Origin of the sequence: Salipiger abyssi, assembly GCF_017311415.1 — a bacterium.
GTDB lineage: Bacteria > Pseudomonadota > Alphaproteobacteria > Rhodobacterales > Rhodobacteraceae > Salipiger > Salipiger abyssi_A.
In genome coordinates this window covers 70,271-91,739 of record NZ_JAEKIS010000008.1, presented here as the reverse complement: position 1 = coordinate 91,739, position 21,469 = coordinate 70,271, and the positions used below count along the sequence as shown (strand labels likewise).

The 21,469-nt window shown below is 64.6% G+C and carries 18 protein-coding genes; 10 read left to right on the top strand and 8 right to left on the bottom strand.

Annotated features, from left to right (window positions below; translation table 11 throughout):
* Positions 1–45: 45 nt before the first annotated feature.
* Together I6N89_RS12835 and I6N89_RS12830 are read right to left on the bottom strand one after the other, a co-directional pair.
* Positions 46–687 carry a helix-turn-helix domain-containing protein gene (locus I6N89_RS12835; RefSeq protein WP_207018842.1) on the bottom strand — a complete coding sequence of 214 codons (642 nt, stop codon included), beginning with the start codon at positions 685–687 and terminating at the stop codon, positions 46–48.
* Between the two features lie 4 nt (positions 688–691).
* Entirely contained in the window at positions 692–1,984 is a 1,293-nt protein-coding gene (locus I6N89_RS12830) for an ABC transporter substrate-binding protein (RefSeq protein ID WP_207018841.1), read from the bottom strand.
* Positions 1,985–2,160: 176 nt separating this feature from the next.
* On the opposite strand from I6N89_RS12830, the gene I6N89_RS12825 reads away from it, so the two are divergent.
* Both I6N89_RS12825 and I6N89_RS12820 read left to right on the top strand, forming a co-directional pair.
* On the top strand, positions 2,161–3,504 hold the full coding sequence (locus I6N89_RS12825; RefSeq protein WP_207018840.1) for an NAD(P)-binding domain-containing protein: 1,344 nt from the start codon (positions 2,161–2,163) through the stop codon (positions 3,502–3,504).
* Between the two features lie 77 nt (positions 3,505–3,581).
* Positions 3,582–5,951 carry a DUF1989 domain-containing protein gene (locus I6N89_RS12820; RefSeq protein WP_236016597.1) on the top strand — a complete coding sequence of 790 codons (2,370 nt, stop codon included), beginning with the start codon at positions 3,582–3,584 and terminating at the stop codon, positions 5,949–5,951.
* 527 nt (positions 5,952–6,478) lie between these two features.
* On the opposite strand, the gene I6N89_RS12815 is transcribed toward I6N89_RS12820, so the two are convergent.
* From I6N89_RS12815 to I6N89_RS12790, 6 genes are read right to left on the bottom strand one after another with little or no spacing between them, the layout of a single operon-like run.
* A complete protein-coding gene (locus tag I6N89_RS12815; RefSeq protein ID WP_207018839.1) occupies positions 6,479–7,876 on the bottom strand; it encodes a M24 family metallopeptidase in 1,398 nt (465 codons plus the stop codon).
* Between the two features lie 50 nt (positions 7,877–7,926).
* On the bottom strand, positions 7,927–9,558 hold the full coding sequence (locus tag I6N89_RS12810; RefSeq protein ID WP_207018838.1) for an ABC transporter substrate-binding protein: 1,632 nt from the start codon (positions 9,556–9,558) through the stop codon (positions 7,927–7,929).
* A 39-nt stretch (positions 9,559–9,597) separates the two neighbouring features.
* Positions 9,598–10,578, bottom strand: a complete 981-nt coding sequence (locus I6N89_RS12805) for an ABC transporter ATP-binding protein (protein ID WP_207018837.1) — start codon at positions 10,576–10,578, stop codon at positions 9,598–9,600.
* A complete protein-coding gene (locus I6N89_RS12800; protein WP_207018836.1) occupies positions 10,575–11,387 on the bottom strand; it encodes an ABC transporter ATP-binding protein in 813 nt (270 codons plus the stop codon). Before I6N89_RS12800 ends, I6N89_RS12805 begins: the two co-directional genes overlap by 4 nt.
* Positions 11,384–12,223 (bottom strand): ABC transporter permease, encoded by an 840-nt coding sequence (locus I6N89_RS12795; protein WP_207018835.1) that lies wholly within the window; start codon positions 12,221–12,223, stop codon positions 11,384–11,386. The genes I6N89_RS12800 and I6N89_RS12795 overlap by 4 nt, the downstream gene beginning before the upstream one ends.
* A complete protein-coding gene (locus I6N89_RS12790; RefSeq protein ID WP_207018834.1) occupies positions 12,220–13,323 on the bottom strand; it encodes an ABC transporter permease in 1,104 nt (367 codons plus the stop codon). Before I6N89_RS12790 ends, I6N89_RS12795 begins: the two co-directional genes overlap by 4 nt.
* A 217-nt stretch (positions 13,324–13,540) precedes the next feature.
* Between I6N89_RS12790 and I6N89_RS12785 the strand changes: the two genes are divergently transcribed.
* The 8 genes from I6N89_RS12785 (at position 13,541) to I6N89_RS12750 (ending at position 21,468) form a co-directional block, all read left to right on the top strand.
* A complete protein-coding gene (locus I6N89_RS12785; RefSeq protein WP_207018833.1) occupies positions 13,541–14,239 on the top strand; it encodes a FadR/GntR family transcriptional regulator in 699 nt (232 codons plus the stop codon).
* Between the two features lie 364 nt (positions 14,240–14,603).
* Complete coding sequence (locus I6N89_RS12780; protein ID WP_207018832.1) at positions 14,604–15,368, top strand: SDR family NAD(P)-dependent oxidoreductase; 765 nt, start codon at positions 14,604–14,606, stop codon at positions 15,366–15,368.
* 19 nt (positions 15,369–15,387) lie between these two features.
* Positions 15,388–16,161, top strand: a complete 774-nt coding sequence (locus I6N89_RS12775) for a crotonase/enoyl-CoA hydratase family protein (RefSeq protein WP_207018831.1) — start codon at positions 15,388–15,390, stop codon at positions 16,159–16,161.
* A gap of 103 nt (positions 16,162–16,264) precedes the next feature.
* Entirely contained in the window at positions 16,265–17,308 is a 1,044-nt protein-coding gene (locus I6N89_RS12770; RefSeq protein ID WP_236016596.1) for a TRAP transporter substrate-binding protein, read from the top strand.
* A 2-nt stretch (positions 17,309–17,310) separates the two neighbouring features.
* Positions 17,311–17,850: a TRAP transporter small permease gene (locus I6N89_RS12765; protein ID WP_207018830.1), complete on the top strand. Its 540-nt coding sequence runs from the start codon at positions 17,311–17,313 to the stop codon at positions 17,848–17,850.
* The gene (locus I6N89_RS12760; protein WP_207018829.1) at positions 17,850–19,169 is read left to right on the top strand and encodes a TRAP transporter large permease; all 1,320 of its coding nucleotides are present in this window, start codon (positions 17,850–17,852) and stop codon (positions 19,167–19,169) included. Before I6N89_RS12765 ends, I6N89_RS12760 begins: the two co-directional genes overlap by 1 nt.
* A gap of 15 nt (positions 19,170–19,184) precedes the next feature.
* A complete protein-coding gene (locus I6N89_RS12755) occupies positions 19,185–19,628 on the top strand; it encodes a MarR family winged helix-turn-helix transcriptional regulator (RefSeq protein WP_207018828.1) in 444 nt (147 codons plus the stop codon).
* A 22-nt stretch (positions 19,629–19,650) separates the two neighbouring features.
* The gene (locus I6N89_RS12750) at positions 19,651–21,468 is read left to right on the top strand and encodes a feruloyl-CoA synthase (protein WP_207018827.1); all 1,818 of its coding nucleotides are present in this window, start codon (positions 19,651–19,653) and stop codon (positions 21,466–21,468) included.
* Position 21,469: the final 1 nt, after the last annotated feature.

The following is a 21,469-nucleotide window of genomic DNA, read 5'->3' as shown; positions in this document are numbered from 1 at the left end:
GGATTTTCGGCATTTCCGCTCACAGCGTGAGCAAAATATGCAATCTCAGCCCGCTTGCGGGTAGGTGATGACCGACAGATAGCGCAGCGGGAGCGCGAGAATTTCCTCCGGCCCGTGCGGAGCATCCGAATCGAAGAGCAGCGCGTCGCCAGGCTCCAGAAGATAGCTCTGATCGCCGTGGCGATAGCTGACGCGGCCCTCAAGGATATAGAGGAACTCGATCCCCTCGTGCTGGAAGGTGGGGAAACGCTCGGATTCGTCGGTCAGCGTGATCAGATAGGGCTCGACCACCACACCGGAATTGTTCGAGCCGATATGGCCCAGCAGATTGTACTGATGGCCCGCGCGCGTGCCCGCGCGCTCGATCTCGACCCCCTGCCCCGCCTTCACATGCATCGCGCCGCGCGGCTCCTCGAAGCCGGAGAACAGCTGCACCAGCGGTACGCCAAGCGCGTTGGCAAGCGCCGACATGGTGTTGAGCGAAGGCGAGATCACACCGTTCTCGATCTTGGACAGCATACCCACCGACAGCCCGGTCTTGCTCGCCAGATCGCCGCCAGTCATGCGCTGGCGCTTGCGCAGCTCCCGCACCTGACGGCCGATCGCCACCTCAAGGTTCTTTTCCCGCGCCTCGCTCACCGCATGGGGGTTCTGCGACAGCACCGCGCCGCGTTTTTTCAGGGGCATGATATCAGTCTTCCTTGTCCGACATGGCTTGCGCCAGATCCGGTTTCACGCGCTGGTGCCAAAGCTGCCCCTTGGCGCCCAGCTCTTCGATCAGCGTCTCGCCATGCGCTTCCAGCCAGTCGAGCACCGAGCCGAACTCCTGGATCCGCGCCTTGCCGTCGCGGATCGCCACCACCGGCCAATCGCCCACCAGCGCATTGTCGATGCCGTAGACCTCGGTGCCCCACCAGCGCGCCATGCCGAAGGTATGCGGCATGCTGCGCCCGCGCTTGAGCGCCGCCAGCACCGACGGGCTGGCAAGGCTGTCGGCCATCTCCACCGCGTCGTGCCAGCGGTCGAGGATCGCGGCATATTCCCAGCTCACCGCCGTCCACGCGTCGGGGAAACGCTCGTTGAACGTGTCGAAAAAGGTCTTGGGGCGGCGAAAGAAGAACTCCGCCCGCTCCAGCGCCGGATCGTCGAAATCCGGGAACTGGAAGGTAAAGCGCTCCATGAAGGCGGGCGAGGTCTGTTCGACAAGCCGGTCGTAGTGATCGCAGGTACAGGCAAGGATCTCGCCCTGAAACCCCGCCTTGTAGGCGGCAACGGTCAGCGCCTCGATCATCGGCGGCGCCGAGGAACACCAGCAGAGCACATCCGGCTCCGCCGCCAGCATCGTCTTTAAAATGGCCCCGGCATCGCCGGTTTCGGCATCGTATTGCACCTCTTCGACGATCTCGCGCCCTGCCACACGGCAGGCGGCGCGGTAGGTGGCAAGCGAGGGCAGTCCCATTTCGTCGGCCTGCGAACACAGCGCCACGCGCCGCGCCTCGGGCCGGTGCCGCGCCAGCCATTCGACGCCAGTCACATTGAAGAAGGGATGCACCTCCGCAGGCGCGATCAGCGTGGGGTGATCCGGCGACAGGTCCGAGGGCAGCAGCGTCGCGGTCAGTACCCGCCGGTCCATCAGATAGGCTAGCGCCAGGCCTATGTCTCGCCCACCCAGCGTGAGCATCAGCCTCACGTTGCGAATTTCGACCATCTGCCGCGCCGCCTCCAGCGCCGCTTCGGCCCCAAGCGCGCTATCCGCCTCGACCAGCTCCACCAGATGCCGGCGCCCGCCGACCATCATGCCGCCGTGCTCGTTGATCCAGTCGACCCAGATCCGGCAGCCATCCAGTCCGGGCCGCCCCCAGAACTCTTCCGAGCCGGTCAGCGGCACCAATGCGCCGATGCGGATGGGGGCGCGTTCCTGCACGCTGAGTCGCGGAAGGCTCCCGGAAACGGCAAGGCGTTGGGCCAGTGACACTGCGCTCATGTGGTCCTCTGTCGCTTAAAAAGAGGGCAAATCCTCACATTTCCCCTCCTTACAGATATTCCCACAAAGAAAATTCGTTGACCAGAGGGAAGCTTTTGGACCAAACCAGAGTCAACCAAAGGAACCAATTTATATTATTGGTTCATACCACAACAGGAACCCACGGGAGATCACGAATGACCAAACGAGTAGCCATCATCGGCGCCGGCCCCTCCGGCCTTGCCCAGCTTCGCGCCTTCCAGTCCGCCGCCGCCAAAGGGGCCGAGATCCCGGAAGTCGTCTGCTTCGAGAAACAGTCGAACTGGGGCGGGCTGTGGAACTACACCTGGCGCACGGGCGTGGACGAGAACGGCGAGCCGGTGCATTGTTCGATGTATCGCTACCTCTGGTCCAACGGCCCCAAGGAGGGCCTGGAATTCGCCGACTATTCCTTTGAGGAACATTTCGGCAAGCAGATCGCTTCATACCCGCCGCGCGCGGTGCTCTTCGACTATATCGAAGGCCGCATGCTGAAGGCCGATGTGCGCAAGTGGATCCGCTTTTCGTCGGTGATCCGCTGGGTCGAATACGACGCCGAAGCCGAAGAGTTCGAGGTCACCGTGCACGACATGACCGAAGACCGCGTCTACAAGGAACGGTTCGATCACGTCATCTGCGCTTCGGGCCACTTCTCCTCGCCCAACGTGCCCGAATACCCCGGCTTTGACCAGTTCAACGGCCGCATCGTGCACGCCCACGATTTCCGCGACGCGCGCGAATTCGAGGGCAAGGACGTGCTGGTGATGGGGTCGTCCTACTCCGCCGAAGACATCGGCTCGCAATGCTGGAAATACGGCGCCAAGTCGATCACCAGCTGCTACCGCTCGGCGCCCATGGGCTTCAACTGGCCGGACAACTGGGAAGAAAAGCCCGCGCTGGAGCGCGTCGAGGGCAAGACCGTCTATTTCAAGGACGGCAGCACCAAGGACGTGGACGCGATCATCCTTTGCACCGGCTACAAGCACTATTTCCCGTTCCTGCCCGACGATCTGCGCCTGAAGACCGCCAACCGCCTCGCCACCGCCGATCTCTACAAGGGCGTGGTCTATGTGCATAACCCCAAGATGTTCTATCTGGGCATGCAGGACCAGTGGTTCACCTTCAACATGTTCGACGCCCAGGCCTGGTATGTCCGCGACATCATCATGGGCCGCATCGCGGTGCCCGAGGACAAGGCGGTTCTGGAAGCGGATGTGAAAGAACGCGTGGAGCGCGAAGAGGCCTCCGACGATGTAAAATACGCCATCGAATATCAGGCAGATTACATCAAGGAGCTGATCGCCGACACGGATTATCCGAGCTTCAACGTCGACGGCGCCACCGAAGCCTTCATGCAGTGGAAAAAGCACAAGGCCAAGGACATCATGGCCTTCCGCAACAACTGCTATGAATCGGTGATCACCGGCACCATGGCACCCGTGCACCACACGCCGTGGAAAGACGCGCTCGACGACAGCATGGAAGCCTATCTTCAGAACTGAAGACGGGCCTCCGCCCTCCTACCCCTGATCCGGGGGACCGCGTTTGCCCCGGATTTTTTCTTCGATGGAGACCGACCTTGCTCGACAAAATCGGCCAGCCCTTCCGCCCCGGCGCACCCAGAGCCTCCCTCCCACGGCGCGCCGCGGCCTACACCCTCGCCGCGCGCGAGGAGCGCCACACCGTTCCCGGCGGCGGGGCGCTCATGGTCGAGCTCAAACAGGGCGACCGTGTCTCTGTCATCAATGCCGAGGGCGGCCAGCGCGCCGAGCTGCTGGCCGCCTACCCGGACGGGCACGTCGATGCGGGCCTTCTGGGTCTGGTCTCCAGCGCCTCTGGCGACGGGCTGCGTTCGGTTCTGGCCAGCGGTGCGCCGGGCATGGCCCGACTGCGGCTGGGGCTGACCAAGCGCGGCATCGACGTCAGCCGCGCGCGCAGCGTCGGGCTGTTCTCGGGCACCAGCCCCGCTGGCGACAGCGCCGAGGCAATGGCGCAGGGGCCGGGCTGGCTGCTGGTCACCGCCCCCGCGCCTGCGCCCGACTTCGAGGCTCAGACCACCGCGACGCCTCTCACCGTCACCATCACCCGTGCCGAGGCGCGGCAGGCGGGGCAGTTCGCCCTGCCCGATCCGCTCGCAGATCCGGTGCTGGATCTGCGCGTCGCCTCGGCCACCGCGCGGGCCTATCGCGTCGCCAAGGGCGAATACATCCAGATCATGGATGTGGACGGGCGCCAGTGCACCGATTTCCAGTGTTTCGATGCGCGCAAGGTGGACAAGGGCGTCTTTCACCCGCTCGACGTGACCACCACCCGCACCCTTCAGGGCCACGATTACCCGATGCCCGGCCTGCACGGGAAGTATTTCGACCACGATCTGACCCCGCTGGTCGAGGTGGTGCAGGACACCTGCGGCCGCCACGATGCCTTTGCGCTGGCCTGCAACGCGAAATATTACGACGACATCGGCTATCCCGGCCACGCCAACTGCTCGGACAATTTCAACGCCGAACTCTCCGCCTATGACATCCCCGGCCGCCCCGGCTGGATGGCGGCGAACTTCTTCTTCAACACCGCCATCGACGCTCATGGCGTCATGGTGGCGGATGAACCGTGGAGCCGCCCCGGCGATTACGTGCTGCTGCGCGCCCTGACCGATCTGGTCTGCGTCTCCTCGGCCTGCCCCGACGACACTTCGGCGGCCAACGGCTGGCATCTGACCGACATCCATGTGCGCACCTATGGCGCCGAGGAATGCTTTTCCCGCGCCACCGCCTGGCGCCCGACCCCCGACGAGGACCCGATCATGACGCGTCAAAGCGCCTTTTACGACAGTTTCGCCGCCATGACCCGCGACTTTGCCGACTACAACGGGTTCTGGCTGCCGAACAGCTTCCCCGAATGCGACACGGTGGAAAGCTATTGGGCCTGCCGCAACGACGTGGTGGTCACCGACCTCTCGGCACTGCGCAAATTCGAGGTCACCGGCCCCGATGCCGAGGCTCTGATGAACTGGGTGCTGACCCGCAACGTGGAAAAGCTGGGCATAGGCCAGGTGGTCTATTCCGCCATGTGCTACCCCCACGGCGGCATGATCGACGACGGCACCCTCTTCCGGTTGGGCGAGCATAATTTCCGCTGGATCGGCGGCTCGGACGAGGGTGGCGTCTGGATGCGCGAAGAGGCGGCGCGGCTGGGTCTGAACGTGATGATCCGCTCCTCCACCGACCAGATGCACAATCTCGCGGTGCAGGGCCCGAAATCGCGCGAGCTGATTTCCGCGCTGTTCTGGACGGCCCCGCATCAGCCCGAACTGAGCGAGATGGGCTGGTTCCGCTTCACCCCCGCGCGGCTGGGCGGCCCCGAGGGCGTGCCGGTGGTGATCTCTCGCACCGGCTACACAGGCGAGTTGGGCTATGAAGTGTTTTGCCATCCCAAACACGGCACCGAAATCTTCAACGCGATCTGGGAGGCGGGCCAGCCGCTGGGGATGAAACCCATGGGGCTCGCCGCGTTGGATCTGGTGCGCATCGAGGCCGGGCTGGTCTTTGCCGGCTACGATTTCTCCGACCAGACCGACCCGTTCGAGGCGGGCGTGGGCTTTACCGTGCCGCTGAAAACCAAGACCGCCGATTTCGTCGGGCGCGAGGCGTTGCTGCGGCGCAAGGAAACGCCCGCGCGCAAATTCGTCGGCCTGGAGATCGAGGGGCAGAACGCCGTCGCGCATGGCGACTGCATCCGCATCGGCCGCGCCCAGGTGGGCGAGGTCTGTTCGGCGATGCGTTCACCCCGCACCGGTCAATGGATCGCGCTGGCCCGGATCGACGTGGCCCATGCCGAGCCCGGCACCGAGGTCGAGGTCGGCCAGCTCGACGGCCATTTGAAGCGCTATCCCGCCCGGGTCGCCGCCTTCCCCCATTACGACCCGCAAAAGACCCGCCCCCGTAGCTAGCACCTGTACTTTGCTGGCTGGCTGACAGGCCCAGATTTGGTGCGACCGGCTAATGCGGTCGCTATTGTGCGGTGCTTTCATGCGCCGACAGCGATCACGAACTTGCGGGGCGTAGCTGCCGCGCGCAGACGGTCAGCACAGGTCTTCACGATCGGATTGCGATGGCTGGCCCCGAGAGCAGCCAGGAGCATGACTTGCCTGAAACGAGCAAGGGTCAGGCGACGGAAATATCCGCAACGGGACCATGCCAGGCGCGACGTGTTCGAATACATCGAACTCTTGTAAAATACCAAGCGCAACCACTTACCGCGGACCCGACGACCATAAACGACAAAGTTCTCAGAGCGCCCTGTCAGACGCTCAACACCACCCCGAAAAAATGCCTTTGCTATTGCACTCCCGCCAAGGCTTTCGAAGCCAAGTTGCTGGAGGTCGGAAACCGAGTGGCATAGCTTTGGAAGTCACGATCTGCCCTTCGTCGTGAGCCCGCACCGGCGCGCGCGATCGCGCGCCTGACCGCGCTCCGCTCAGACTGAAATCCGGATCGTCTCCAGCGATGAATGGCAGCTCAGGTTTTCATAACCGTCTTCGGTGATCAGGTAGCAATCGCCGATATTTGCGCCGTCGCTCAGCGGGTCGAGCCATTGCGCGTGCAGCACAAAGACCATGCCCGGCTCGGCGTGCGCGGTGTTGTGCGAGGTCACGTTGAACTTCGGATTGCCGAAACTGCCGACGCTGTGGCCGAGATTGGGGTTATGCGGGCCGCGCGTCGCCGGGTAGACATGGTTGAGCCGCCGGCCCTGCGCCTCGTAATCGGCGTCGGGGACGTATTGCTCGGGCACCAGCCGGGGGCTGCCATCCTCCATCGCCTCCCAGTTATAGGGCATGGTCGCGGTCACGTCGTCCTTGAGGTAGCCGCGCTCGGTATAGGCGGAAAACGCCGCCGCGTGCAGATCGCGGAAGGGCACGCCGGGCCGGATAAGCTTTTCCGCCCGCCGCACCGCGTCGGTGCACATTTCCAGCGTTTCCTCCTGCCGGGCGGTGATCTCGCCCACCGCCATCATGCGCGCAGTCTGCGCCCAGTAGCCGTGATAGGAGACCGCCGAGACATACATATTGATGAGATCTCCGGCGCGCACCCGGTGGCCGTAGGGCTTGCCGCAGGCGGTGCCCCATTGGTTGATGCCGATCTGATAACCATCGCCGCTTTCGCCACCGCGCGACATCTGCGCAAAGGTGAAGGCGGCATAGATTTCATAGTCGCTCACGCCGGGGCGCGTCACATGGCAGGCGGCCTGATAGCCGATATCGGCGAGCTGCGCGGCGCTGCGCACCTGTGCCCTTTCGCTGTGCGACAGGATGCTCTGCATCCGCTGCACCGTGCGGGTCTCATCGGTGTATTTCGCACCGGGAAGCTCTTCCCGCAGCCCGGCCCAGACCCAGCCCGAGCTTTCGTCGCCGATCACGGCGATGCTGCCGCGCGCGCAACCCAGCTCGACCAGACGCTTTTTCACCGCGCCGACCGTGCTGCGCTGCCGGTTACCGCTGCGGCCGCCATATTCGAGGCTGAACGGGCTGATCTGCCAGATGGCCTCGACGCCGAGGGGCTCTCCCCCCGGCGGCAAGATGACGTTTTCGGTGTAGAAGGAGAACAGATGCATCCCCTTCGACGGATCGGTCGGGATGACCAGAACCCCTTCCCTGGTCCAGTCGCACAGATAGCGCAGGAACCCGTTGGTGACGGAAAACCCGTTGCCGGCATTGGCATTGACGACAATGGCATCGTGTTCGGCGACGATGGCCTCACGGCGCAGCCGCTCGATACGCTCGGCGAATTCCGCCGGTGGGATCGGAAGGGCCGGTTCGAAGTCGAAATCCGGCTCGAAACCGTCCAGCAACCGCTCGCATGCCTGGGTCGATGTCATTCACTTATCGTCCTTGTTGTGTCGTCTGTGGTCAGGGAAGGGCTGGGGCCTCACTCCGCGGCTTCGAGCAGATCAAAGCGACTTTGCGGGAAAACCATGAAGGAGGCGCCGGTGATACCGGGCGCCAGCACCACGGCGCGGTCGGCATAGGTGATCGGGATCACGGCAGCCGCGTCGGCGATGATCTCTTGCGCTTCCTTGTAGGCGGCGTCGCGTTCGGGGGAGTTGGGCCGCATCTGCCAGGAGGAGTTGATCTCGTCGACCGACGGATCGGCCCAGAGCGAGTAGTTGTTCACGCCTCCGGTGGTCGAGGAGAAGCCGACCGGGATCTTGGGATCGTCCGCCCAGGCGCCCCAGTTGAACAGCACCATTTCAGGCGCGGCGGGGGCGACGCCGTCGGCGGGCTGCGAGCGGGCGTTGACCACATCCCATTGTTCCGCGTCGGTATGCGGGGTCAGCGTCACGTCGATACCGATCTGGCTCAGGCTGCCCTGAATCAGCAGCGCGATATCTTCCTGCGTGCGGTTGGTGCTGCCATAATGCAGTGGGACCGAGATTTCGGGACTGCCGGCCTCCTCCATCAGCGCGCGGGCGCGCTCGATATCGGTATCATACATCGCCCAGGCATCGGTCGCGGCGCTCGACGTGCTGGGCACGAAGGAAAGCGCGCGCTTGGCGCGACCGAAATAGACCGCATCCACGATGATGTCATAGGGCAGCGCATAGGCAACGGCCTGACGCACCGTCTTGTCTTCAAAGGGGCCGCTATCGGCGGCAAGGCCGAGATAGGTCATGCGCGGCGCGGGTTCCGAGGCGATGGTCAGACCGGCCTCTTCCAGCGAATTCATATCGGTGATCGAGAGGTTGTATTCGCCCATGTCGATCTCGCCCGCACGCAGCAGCGAGGCCATATTGGCATCGTTGACGATGCGGATGATGATATCGGTGTAATAGGGGTCCGCCGCATGATCCGGCACCGCGCTCAGTTTCAGCTCCTGCCCCGGCTGGTGGTCGGACACATAATATGGGCCGGTGCCGGCGGTGTTGGCGCGCAGCCAGTCCGAGGCATCGGGATCGGCGTCGGTGGCATGTTCCATCGCCGCGACGGAATCGACGATCGACTGTTGCGGCATCATGTAGATGGCCAGTGTCGTCGTGGTCGGCGCCACGGGCGAGCCGTCGGCATCGCGGAAATGCAGGGTCACGGTGTGCTCGTCGACGATCTCGACATCGTCGGGGCTTTGCATGCCGTTGGTGGTAAGATCCTGCGCGTTCAGCCCGTTGAGCGCCCGCGTCAGGCTCCACTTCACATCCTCGGCGGTCACCGGGTTGCCCGAGGGGTAGAAGGTCGCGTCGGGGCGCAGATGGAACGTGGCGGAGCTTTCGCCCAGCTCCCAGCTTTCGGCCAGCGCCGGCGCCAGCGCCGAGCCTTGCGCGATATAGGAACCTTCCTCGTTGCGCTCGAAGGAGAAGCCCACGAGCCCCTGGTAGACGTTGAACGCCACCGCCATGTCGGGCGAGTTCGACGTGGCCACCGGGTCGAGGCTGGTCACATCGTTGGGCCATGCGGTTGTGAGCGTCGCCTCGGCGGCGGCGGTGCCCGCGGCGAACACAAGGCCCGCGGTCAGCGCCGCCGAGCCAAGGGCCCGCAAGCGGTCGGGAATCTGTCTTATCGTCAGCATATTTTACCTTTCCTGTTGGGGTTTTTGTTGTGGTCGTTCTCAGGCCCGCTGCGTCTCATGCACAGTTACCGGGCAGGCGGCACGATGCGTGCCACCAATGGGAAGAAGGGGCGGATCGGCGCGGCGGCACTCCGGCCGCGCCAGCGGGCAGCGTCCGGCCAGACGGCAGCCGGGCGGCAGATCGACCGGGCTCGGGATCTCGCCCTCCAGCTTCAGCCGGGTGCGGCTTTCGCCAAAGGCGATCTTCGGCGCGGCGGAGAGCAGCGCGCGCGTGTAGGGATGGGCGGGCGCGCCAAAGATCTCCTCGGCGCTGCCCTCCTCGACGGTCTTGCCGAGATACATCACCAGCACCCGGTCGGAGATCCGCCGCACCACCGCGAGGTCGTGGCTGATGAGCACATAGGCGATGCCCTGCTCCGCCTGGAGCCGCTTCAGCAGCCGGATGATCTGCCCGCGGATCGACACGTCGAGCGAGGCGGTGGGCTCGTCAAGAACTATCACCCTGGGATCGACCGCCAGCGCGCGGGCGATGCCGATACGCTGGCGCTGACCGCCGCTCAGCTGATGCGGCAGGCGCGCGCCCATGTCCTCGGGCAGATCGACCGCGCGCAACAGATCGGCGATCTTTGCGGCGCGGGCGGCCTTGTCCAGTTTGGTGTGCAGGCGCAGCGGCTCGTCGAGCAGATCGCGCACCCGCATCAGCGGGTCGAGCGAGGAATTCGGATCCTGAAACACCATCTGCAAATCGCGATAGATCGCCGGCAAAGCCCGCGCGCTCAGATCCAGCACCGGGGTGCCGGCCAGCGTGACGGCGCCCGAAGTGGCATCGGTCAGGCGTGTGACGCAGCGAGCAATGGTCGATTTTCCCGAACCGCTTTCGCCCACGATGGAGACGGTCTCGCCCGGATAGACGTCAAAGCTCACCCCGTCGACGGCCTTGAGTGTGCGGCGCCGCCCGAGTCCGCGAATGTCGTAGTCCTTACGCAGATCGCGCACGCTCAGCACCGGGGCCCCGCTCATGCGACATCCTCCAACTGACTGTTGGCGATCAGCTCGCGTGTGTAGGGGTGGCGTGGCGCGCTCAGCACCTGCGCGCAATCGCCGGTCTCGCAGACCGATCCGTGGCGCATGACGGCGACCCGGTCGCAGCTCTCGGCCACGATGCCGAGATCGTGGGTAATCAGGCAGATCGTCATATTTCCGGCTGCGCGCAGTTCGACGATGAGGTCGAGAATGTCGGCCTGTATCGTCACGTCGAGCCCGGTTGTCGGCTCGTCGAGGATCAGCAGACGCGGCTGGCAGATCAGCGCCATGGCGAGCAGCGCGCGCTGCGCCATTCCGCCGGAGAACTCGTGTGGATACTGCCTCATCCGCCGCTTCGCCTCGGGCACGCGCACCCGATCGAGCATCTCCTCGGCCTTGCGCCGTGCCTCTCGGTGGCTGAGGTTCTGGTGCATCCGACAGACATCCATGATCTGCTGACCCACGGTGAAGACCGGGTTCAACGCGGCGCGCGCGTCCTGAAACACGATGGAAATCTGCGAGCCCCGGATATTCCGCAGCCGCGCCTCGTCGAGCGTCAGCAGGTCGGTGCCGTCAAAACGGATTGCCCCTGCGGTGCGGCGGAACCCCTGCGGCATCACCCCCAGCGCGGCCAGCGCCGTCAGCGATTTGCCGCTGCCGGATTCGCCGACGACCGCGAAGAAGGAGCCTTCCTGTACGACAAAGGACACGCCGTTCAGCACCGGGACGATTTCACCATCTGGGCCGACGAAGCCGCCGGACAGATCCTGCACCTCCAGCAGCGGCTTGCCGACGGCGCCGCTCATGCCCGCCCGCCTTTCGTACGCGCATCCGCAAGCCCGTCACCGATCAGGTGAAAGGCTGCCGCCAGCAGGAAGATCCCGAGCCCCGGAAAGAACGAGACCCACCATTTCCCCGAAAGCACCGCATCCTGCCCGCGCGAGATCATCGAGCCCCATTCGGCAGAACCGGGCTCGATCCCCAGCCCGAGAAAGCCAAGCGCGCCGATGGTCGCCGCCACCCAGGAGGCGTTGACCGAGGCATAGCTCAGCACGGGCCGGAGGCTGTTGGGAAGAAGATGGGCAAAGAGCACGCCGAGCGGGCGCCGCCCGACCATCCGTGCGGCATCTGCGAATTGCCAGGTCTTCTTGGAGCGAATCTCGATCCGGATCAGCCGCACGTAGTCCGGCAGCGGCAGCACGGCGACGACAAAGATCACCTTGAGCACACCGGGCCCGGCAATCGAAATCACCAGCATCGCCAGCAGCAGCGAGGGGAAGGAATTGAGCAGTTCCAGGAGGCGCATGGTCACGTAGTCGAACCAGCCGCCGAAGAACCCCGCGAAGCTGCCCCAGATGCTGCCGACCACAAGCGAGAGCGCGACGACGGCGACGGTGATGCCCACATCGGTGGTCGCCGCGTCCATCGTCCGCGACAGGATGTCGGCGCCCAACCGGTCGGTGCCGAAGGGATGGGCTATGCTTGGCGGCTGATAGACCCCGCCAACTCCCATCGCGCCGGGGGGATAGGGCGTCCAGACCATGGCGAAGAGTCCGGTGCCGACCAGTGCCAGAAGCAGCAACACGCCGAGGCGCAGCGACCAGACGCGCGTCGGGCGACGAGTTGCGACGGCCGCCCTCATTGTGCCCGCACCCGCGGGTCGACCCGGCTGTAGACATATTCGAGGATGGCCCAGATCACCACATAGACCACCGAGACATAGAGCACGAAGCCCTGGATGACCGGATAGTCCGAGGATTTGATCGCGGTAAGGGCGAATTGTCCGATGCCCGGCCAGGCAAAGATGCTCTCGACCAGAACCGAGCCCGCCAGCACCCAGCCTACAAGCCCCGCCGCGATGGTCAGCACCGACAAGAGGCCGGGCTTCAGCGCATAGGCGAACCAGATGCGGGTGGTGGATATGCCCATCGCGCGCGCGGTGCGGATGTAGTCGGACTCCAGCGACTCGACCATCGCCGAACGCACCAGCCGCGCGATGGGTGCAAAGACCCCCAGCGCCAGGGTGATCACCGGCAGCACCAGTTGCCGCAGCGCACGGATCGCCAGATCCGTCTGGCCGTGCAGCAGCGCGTCCACCACATAGAGCCCGGTGATCCGGTCGGGGGGTGTCATGCCGATAGGCAACCGGCCCGACGGCCCGGGCAGCCATTGCAGGTTCACGAAGAACAGCCAAAGCAGCATCAGCCCGATCCAGAACTGCGGCAGGGACAGCGCGCCGATGGTCACCGCCCTTATGGTCGCATCCAGAACGCCGCCCTGGTTCACCGCCGCCAGCACGCCCGCCACTATCCCACCAGCGATACCGAGGATCAGCGCGTAGAGACCAAGCTCGATTGTCGCGGGCAGACGGCTCATCAGATCGGCAGAAACCGGGCGGCCGGTCAGGTAGGAGCGCCCGAGATCGCCCCGCGTCAGACCGCCGAGAAAATGCAGGTATTGCACCGGCAGCGGATCGGCGAGACCAAGCTCCGCGCGCGCCTTCTCGCGGGTCTCGGTAGAGGCCGAGTTGCCGACAAACAGGTTCACAGGATCGGCGGTGAACACCCGCGAGGCGAGAAAGGTCAGCGAGACGATCAGCACGATGACCAGCACCGCGCTCGCCGTCTTTGCCAGCACGCCCCGCGATTTCAGGCCGAGGCGTGCTGTCGCAAGCAGCAGCCGCGCAATGCGCTGACGCACGGGTGCGCTGGCGGTCGGCTCGCTGTTCGGGAAGGAGGACATTCTTCGGTCTTCGCTTTTCGTCTCAACTGGTCCAACCAGTAGAGCAGTTGGTTTTTAGTCGGGAAGTACCGGCCGCTGAAGCTCTGCCCAAAATGTCTGTTTTTCTGTGGAAATGCTCAAGATTCGCGCAGTTGCCTCTCGCATGCGCGGTGTTGTGTTTCGGCTGGCATTTTGGTCTAAAGAGTAAACCAATGTGTTCGAGTGAGTAGGGAGAGATATGAAAAACGCCCCCGCGCCTGCCTTTCGGCGCCGCCCGCGGTCGCTCAGCGCCGAGCTGACGGCCCATCTCGAACAGCTGATTGCCTCGGGGCATTTCCCGCCCGGCCAAGCGCTTCCAGCAGAGCGAAAGCTGGCCGAATCGCTTGGGGTGTCCCGCACCTCGCTCCGCGAAGCCCTGCAAGAGCTGGAAAACAAGCGGCTGATCGAGCGCCATCACGGGCGGCAATCCATCGTGACCGGGTTTCACAAGGATGCGGGGTCGGTTCACGAGGATCTCTCCGAACTGCCCGCCTCCGCCGATCATGCCATCGAGATCGAAAACCTGATCGAGCCGCATCTGGCCCGACTGGGGGCACAGAACGCCACCCGGGCCGATATCCTTCAGCTCGAAACCGTGCTAACCGCCAGCCACGAATATCTCCCGCCCGAACAGTCCTTGCAGATGGACATCGAGTTCCACCTGGTGCTGGCCCGGATGTGCAGCAACCCCCTGGTGCTCGGCGTCAGCAAGATGGTGGCCGATCGCACGCAGGAAGGACGGATCCGCGCGCATGACACGCAGGACAGCCGCCGCCTCTGCATCGCTGGCCACCGGGAGGTTTACGAGGCCGTCGCCGCCCGCGATCTCGACGGGGCCGAACAGGCCATGCGGCGCCATCTGAACGACGTACACCGGTTCATGCGCGAAGGCGGCTAAGCGCACATCACGAGGCACCCCGTCGCGCCTGGGGCACTGCCCGCCGCTCATTGATCTTTCCCAGGACGCAATCGAACGTTTGCGCGACGCGCCTGCGCGGTGTCTTGGTCATTGTCCAGACACGCAGACCCGGCCCCGCCGCCCTGACTCGCTGCCCCACGGCACCCCCAAAACCATCCTCCGAAAATCGAAGATTGCGCAAACATGCGAATCTCAGAGGTGTCTTTTGGCGAGGGGAGTCCCCCTCAATATTCTGTTATAAAATAGAAATATCATCCTTCGCGATCGTATGGTTCATCTAAATAATTGTTAGTTGACATAACAATTATATCCGTTCATCTATTTTCCAAACGGGAGGATCATCATGAAGATCGACGGCATGGTTGCGGTCGTGACCGGCGCGGGCAGCGGGCTCGGCCTGGCCACGGCAAGACGGCTGGCAAAGCTGGGCGCAGCGGTGGCCGTGCTCGACCTGTCGCAGAGCGCGGCAGAGGCGGCGGCGGCAGAGATCGGCGGAATCGGGATCGCGGCGGATGTCAGCGACCCGGCAGCGGTCGAGGCGGCTTTCGACAAGATCGAAGCCACACTCGACACGCCCCGCATCGTCGTCTCCTGTGCCGGGATCGGCACCGCGAGCCGCATCCTGCCGCGCGACGGCAGCCTGACCATCGACGCCTTCGCCAAGGCGCTGAACGTCAACCTTCTGGGCACCTATGCGGTGATGAACATCGCCGCCCGCGCCATGGCCAAGGCCGAACCGCTCGATGCGGACGGCGCACGCGGGGTGATCGTCAACACCTCCTCCGTGGCCTTCGAGGACGGGCAGATCGGCCAGGCCGCCTATTCCGCCTCCAAGGGCGGCGTCGCCTCCATGACCCTGCCCGCCGCGCGCGAACTGGCAAGGTTCGGCATCCGGGTGATGGCCATCGCGCCGGGCCTTTTCGAGACCGCCATGAGCGCCGGGCTGCCCGACGACATCCGCGCCGAGATCCTGAAATCCGTGCCCTTCCCGTCGCGCATGGGCGATGCCGACGAATACGCCCGTCTGGTGCAGGCCATCGTCGAAACCCCGATGCTGAACGGCACCACCATACGCCTCGACGCCGCCGCGCGCATGCCGATCAAATAAGATGAAAGACGAGACCACCATGACCCAGACGCAGGACATTCTGAAGGTCGAGATCGACGGCCCGGTCGCCACCCTGACGATGAACCGCCCCGGCAAGCGCAACGCCATGTGCGACACGCTGCTCGACGCGATCTCGGCGTTTTTCGACGCGCCGCCCGAAGGCGTGCGCGTGGTCATCCTGACCGGAACCGAGGGGCACTACTGCTCGGGGCTGGATCTGTCGGAACATGTGGCGCGCAACGCCGAGGGCACGATGCGCCACTCGCGTGGCTGGCATGCGGTTATGGACAAGATCCAGTTCGGCGGCCTTCCGGTGATCTCGGCGATGTTCGGCGCGGTGATCGGCGGCGGCCTGGAACTCGCGGCCTCGACCCATGTGCGCATTGCCGAGCCTTCGACCATTTTCCAGCTGCCCGAGGGCATGCGCGGCATCTTCGTGGGTGGCGGCGCTTCGGTGCGGGTGGGCCGGATCCTCGGCGCCGACCGCATGTGCGAGATGATGCTGACGGGGCGCAAATACACGTCCGACGAGGGGCTCTCGCTTGGCCTGACCCACTACGCGGTGGGCGAAGGCGAGGCGCTGGCCCTGGCGCGCAAGCTCGCTGCCAAGATCGCCAAAAACGCCACGCTGTCGAACTACATGATGATCCAGGCGATCAGCCGGATCGAAGATATGTCCAAGGCGGACGGGCTTTTCATGGAAAGCATGTGCGCCGCCGTGTCCCAGACCAGTCTGGACGCGGAGGAAGGCCTGAAAGCCTTCCTCGAAAAACGCCAGCCGGTCTTTCGTTGAGCTGAGCCTCGGGAGGGGCGCGAAAGAGGAGCGCGCCCGCCCGTCCCAAGACCACGCCGGTTTCGCCGGCCGAATGCCTGTCATGACCCAGGGAGGATTTCACATGACGCGACTGACCCGCCGCATGGCCCTTGCCACCATGGGGGCCGCTCTGGCCACCCCCGCCTATCTCACCAAGGCGCATGCCGCCGAGGTGACACTGCGCCTCCACCACTTCTTGCCGCCGGTGGCCCCGATGCAGACCCGCTTTTTCGAAGTCTGGGGTAAGGAGATCTCGGACGCGTCCGATGGCGCCATCGAGATCCAGATTTTCCCCGCCATGCAGCTGGGCGGCAAGCCGCCGCAGCTCGCCGATCAGGCGCGCCAGGGCATCGCCGACATCTCGTGGAGCCTGCCGGTCTACACGCCCGACCGCTTCCCGCTGGCCGAGACCTTTGCCCTGCCCTTCATGGTCACCAATGCCGAAAAGACCTCGGTCGCGATGCAGGCGCTGATGGACGAGTTCGGAACCGACGAATACCGCGGCCTGAAGCCGCTGGCCTTCCATACCCATGACGGCGGCAAGCTGCACACGCGCGGCAAACAGATCAACACAGCCGCCGATATTACCGGGCTGAAGCTGCGCGCGCCCAACCAGGCCACCGGCGAGATGCTGGCGGGGCTTGGTGCCGAAACCGTGTTCTTCCCGGTGACCGAGATGGTCGTGGGCCTGTCGAACGGCGTGATCGACGGCTGCTGCCTGCCCTATGAGGTGGTGCCCGCCTTCAAGCTTCAGGAGCTGACCTCGATCACCAACGAACCCGCTGCCGGGTCGCGCGGGCTTTATGCCAACACCTTCGCTCTGGTGATGAACGAACGCCGCTACGAAGGCCTGTCGGACGATCTACGCAAGGTGATCGACGATCATTCGGGCCCCGAGCTCTCGCGCCGCATCGGGGCGCAGTTCGACGAGTTCGAGGCTTTCGGCAAATCGGTGGTGGAGAAGCAGGGCAACGAGATCCACACCATCCCGGCCGAAGAGATCGCCAAGTGGCGCGAGACCGCGCAGCCGATCTATGACGCCTGGATCGCCAAGCTCAACGACGCGGGCCATGACGGCGCCGCCGTCGTCGCCCGCGCCAACGAACTGCTGGACGCGCAGGGCTGATCATGGCCGAACGCGGCGAAACCGAAGCGTGGCAGGGGGCACCAAACCCTCTGTCCCGCATCCTGCGGGGGCTGTCCTATACCTGCGCGGGCCTCGGCGGGCTGGTGATCTTTGTCAGCGCCATCATCGTCTCGGCCTCAGTGCTGATGCGCAATCTCGGCTTTGGCGGCATCCGGGGCGATTTCGAGCTGGTGGAACTGGCCTGCGCCGCCTGCGCCTCGCTGTTCCTGCCGCTGTGCCAGCTGACCAAAGGCCATGTGATGGTGGACCTGTTCACCGGCTGGCTGCCACCCTCGGTGCAGCGCCGCATGGACGGGCTCTGGACGCTGGTCTTTGCCTTCGCCTGGGCGTTTCTGGCCTGGCGGCTGAGCATCGGGCTTGAAGAGATGCACAGCTATGGCGACCGCACGATGCTGCTGCGCGCGCCGATCTGGTGGGTCTACATGCCCGCCATCCTGGGCACCACGCTTTCCGCGATCATCGCCTTTGTCACCGCACTGCCGATGATCTCCAACATCTTCCGGGCGATACAGGTGCGCTGATGGATCCCTTGACGATCTCAATCATCATGGTCGTGGCACTGCTCGGCCTGATCTTCATCCGCATGCCCATCGCGCTGGCGATGGGGCTGGTCGGGGCCCTGGGCTATGTGGCGCTTGCCAGCCATTACGCACTTTTCGCCTATCTGAACACCGTCTGGGTCGACAAGTTCATGTCCTATGAGCTGGCTATCGTGCCGCTCTTTATCCTGATGGGCCATCTCGCCACCCGCGCCGGCATCTCGGCGGCGATCTTTGCCGCCTCCAACGCCTGGATCGGCCATCTGCGCGGCGGCCTCGCCATGGCAGCGGTGGCGGGTTGCGCCATGTTCGGCTCGATTTCCGGCTCGTCGCTGGCGACCGCCTCGACCATGGCACGGGTGGCGCTGCCCGAGATGCGCAAGCACGGCTATTCCGGCGCGCTCTCTTCGGGCTCGCTCGCCGCAGGCGGCACGCTGGGCATTCTGATCCCGCCCTCGGTCGTGCTGATCATCTATGCGCTGCTGACCGAACAGAACATCGTGAAACTGTTCCTCGCGGCGACCATTCCCGGCGTGCTGGCGGTGATTGGCTTCTGCATCGCCATCGCAGTCTATGTGCGGCTCTTCCCGAACGAAGGCCCCACCCACAAGCGTGCACCGATGTCAGTCAGGCTGCGCAGCCTCAAGGACATCTGGCACATCGTCGGCATCTTCGTGGTGGTTCTGGGCGGGATCTACGGCGGCTTCTTCACCCCGGCAGAGGGCGCTTCGGTCGGTGTGGTGCTGATGCTGATCACCGGGCTGGCGACGCGCGGGCTGAACGCACGGGCGATCCTCGACTGTCTGATCGACACCGCCGGCTCCACAGCGATGATTTTTGCCATCGTCTTCGGTGCCGATCTCTTCAACGTGGCGCTGGCGCTGAGCCGGATGCCGACCGAGCTTGCCGCCTATTTCTCCGCCGCGCAGGTGGCGCCCATGGTGGTGCTGATGGCGATCATCGCCTTCTACCTGGTCATGGGCTGCGTCATGGACAGCCTGTCGATGATCCTGCTCACCGTGCCGGTGTTCTTTCCCACGGTCATGGCGCTGGATTTCGGTCTGATGCCGGAACAGCAGGCCATGTGGTTCGGGATCATCTCGCTGGTCGTGGTCGAGATGGGGCTGATCACGCCGCCTGTCGGGATGAACCTGTTCGTGATTTCGGCAATGGCCAAGGACATTCCCACCGCGCAGATCTTTCGCGGCACCACACCCTTCATCGTTGCGGAGTTCTTCCGTATCGCCATCCTCGTGAGCTTCCCGGTCCTAAGCTACTGGCTCGTGGATCTGGTGGGATGAAAAAGGAGGGCTGAGATGGCCAAGGACATTCAAGAGATCACCGACGAGAACCTGCGCCAGTTCGTGGGCTACAACATGAAGCGCAGCTTTCTGACCGTGCGCGAAGACATGGCGCGCACGCTGGAACCCTTCGGGCTGCGAATGACCTCGTTCTCGGCCCTGGCGATCATCGTGGAGAATCCGAACATCTCGCAAAGCCGCCTGGCCGAGGCGCTGCATATCGAACGGTCGAACGTGGTGGTGTTGGTCGACGAGCTGGAAAGCGCCGATCTCATCTCGCGCAACCGGGTAGAGGGCGACCGGCGGCAATACGCGCTGCGCGCCACCACGCATGGCGCGGCGTTCTGGGCCGAGGCCGAGGCGGCGGTTCTCGCGCACGAGGCGCGGCTGTTCTCTGGGCTCTCGAAAACCGAACTGAAAACGCTCGTGAAATTCTTGCGGAGTGTCGGCAGTGGCTGACATCCATCTGAGGGAGGAAGGCATGAAGGACGAAACGACGGGGCTGACGCTTGCGCGCCACGCCGTCCGTAAACAGATCGGTGCGCAGGGCGAAATCATCCTGACCTCCGAATTGCCGCTCGATCCGGTGGTGGCACATACCGGACTCTGGCTGGAAAAATGGGCCCGCGAGACGCCCGAGGCGATCTATCTCGCCGAGCGCTCCGGCGCCGGGTGGCGCGAGCTCTCCTATGCGGAGGTGCTCGACAGCGTGAAAGCCATCGCCAGCGCACTGATCGCGCGCGGATTTGGCCCCGAAACGCCGATCCTGATCATGTCCGGCAACTCCGTCGACCACGCACTACTGTCCTTTGGCGCGCAATGGGCGGGCGTGCCCAGCGTGCCGCTGGCCGAACAATACGCGCTGATCGAAGAGGCGCATTTCCGCGTGCAATACGCGATCGCCAAGACCCGCCCGGCCATGGCCTTTGTCGATGATGCCGCGCGCTACGCCAAGGCGCTGGCCCTGCCCGATCTCGACGGGATCGAGATTGTTGCCTCCGCCACCGAAGGCGCGCCGCGCAAGGTGACCCCCTTTACCGAGCTGCTGAAGGGCGACGCGGGCGTTGACCTTGAGGCCGCCCATGCCAAGGTCGGCCCCGACACGGTCGCCAAGATCCTCTTCACCTCCGGTTCCTCCTCGGACCCCAAGGGGGTGCTGACCACCCAGCGGATGATGTGCGCAAACCAGGCGCAGATGTCTTCGGTGCTGCCCTTCATCAAGGAACGCAAGCCACGCATCGTCGACTGGCTGCCGTGGAACCACGTCTTTGGCGGCTCGCACAATGTCAACATGATGCTGATGCATGGCGGCGCCTTCTATATCGACAGCGGCAAGCCCACCAAGGCGCTGTTCGGACGGACTGTCGAGAACGTCACCGACAAGGCCGGCACCCTTGCCTTCAACGTGCCCGTCGGCTTTTCGATGCTGGTTCACGAGATGGAGACGAACCGCGCGCTGCGCGAGGCCTATTTCCGCGATCTCGACATGCTGTTCTATGCTGGCGCCTCGCTGCCACAGGACATCTGGACCCGGCTCGAAGAGATGGCCATCGAGCAGCGTGGCAGGCTGCCGCTGATGATCTCGTCCTGGGGGCTCACTGAAACCGCGCCCGCCAACGTCATGGTGCACGAGCCCATCGGACGCTCCGGCGTGATCGGCGTGCCGCTGCCCGGCGTCGAGGTTAAGCTGCTGCCCGATGCGGATATGCGCTGCGAAATCCGCGTCCGGGGCGACAATGTCATGCCCGGCTATCTCAACGATCCCGCCAAGACCGCCGAGGCTTTCGACGAGGACGGGTTCTTTGTCACTGGCGATGCGGTGCGCTTTGTCGACGATGCCGACCCGTCGCGCGGGCTGGCCTTCGACGGGCGGGTTTCGGAGGATTTCAAGCTGCTCACCGGCACCTGGGTGCAGGCGGGCAAGCTGCGGCTCGACGCGCTCGAAACCCTGCGCGATCTGGTGCAGGACGTGGTGATCTGCGGCCATGACCGGGGCGAGATCGGGCTGTTTATCTTCCCCCGCCCCGACCATGTGCAGGGCGACAACGTCTCGGAAGGCGCGGTGATCGACGAGCATCTTCAGGCGGAGATCCACCATGTGCTGCGCCGCATGGCGCGCGAGGCCTCGGGCTCTGCCAAGCGGATCGCACGCGCCATCATCCTGGCCGAGCCGCCCTCGGTGAAGGACGGCGAGGTGACCGACAAGGGCTCGCTCAACACCCGCAAGATCATCACCCGCCGCGCCGAGCTGCTGGAACGGCTCTACGACAATGACGACCCCGCGCTGATCCGCGTCTGAT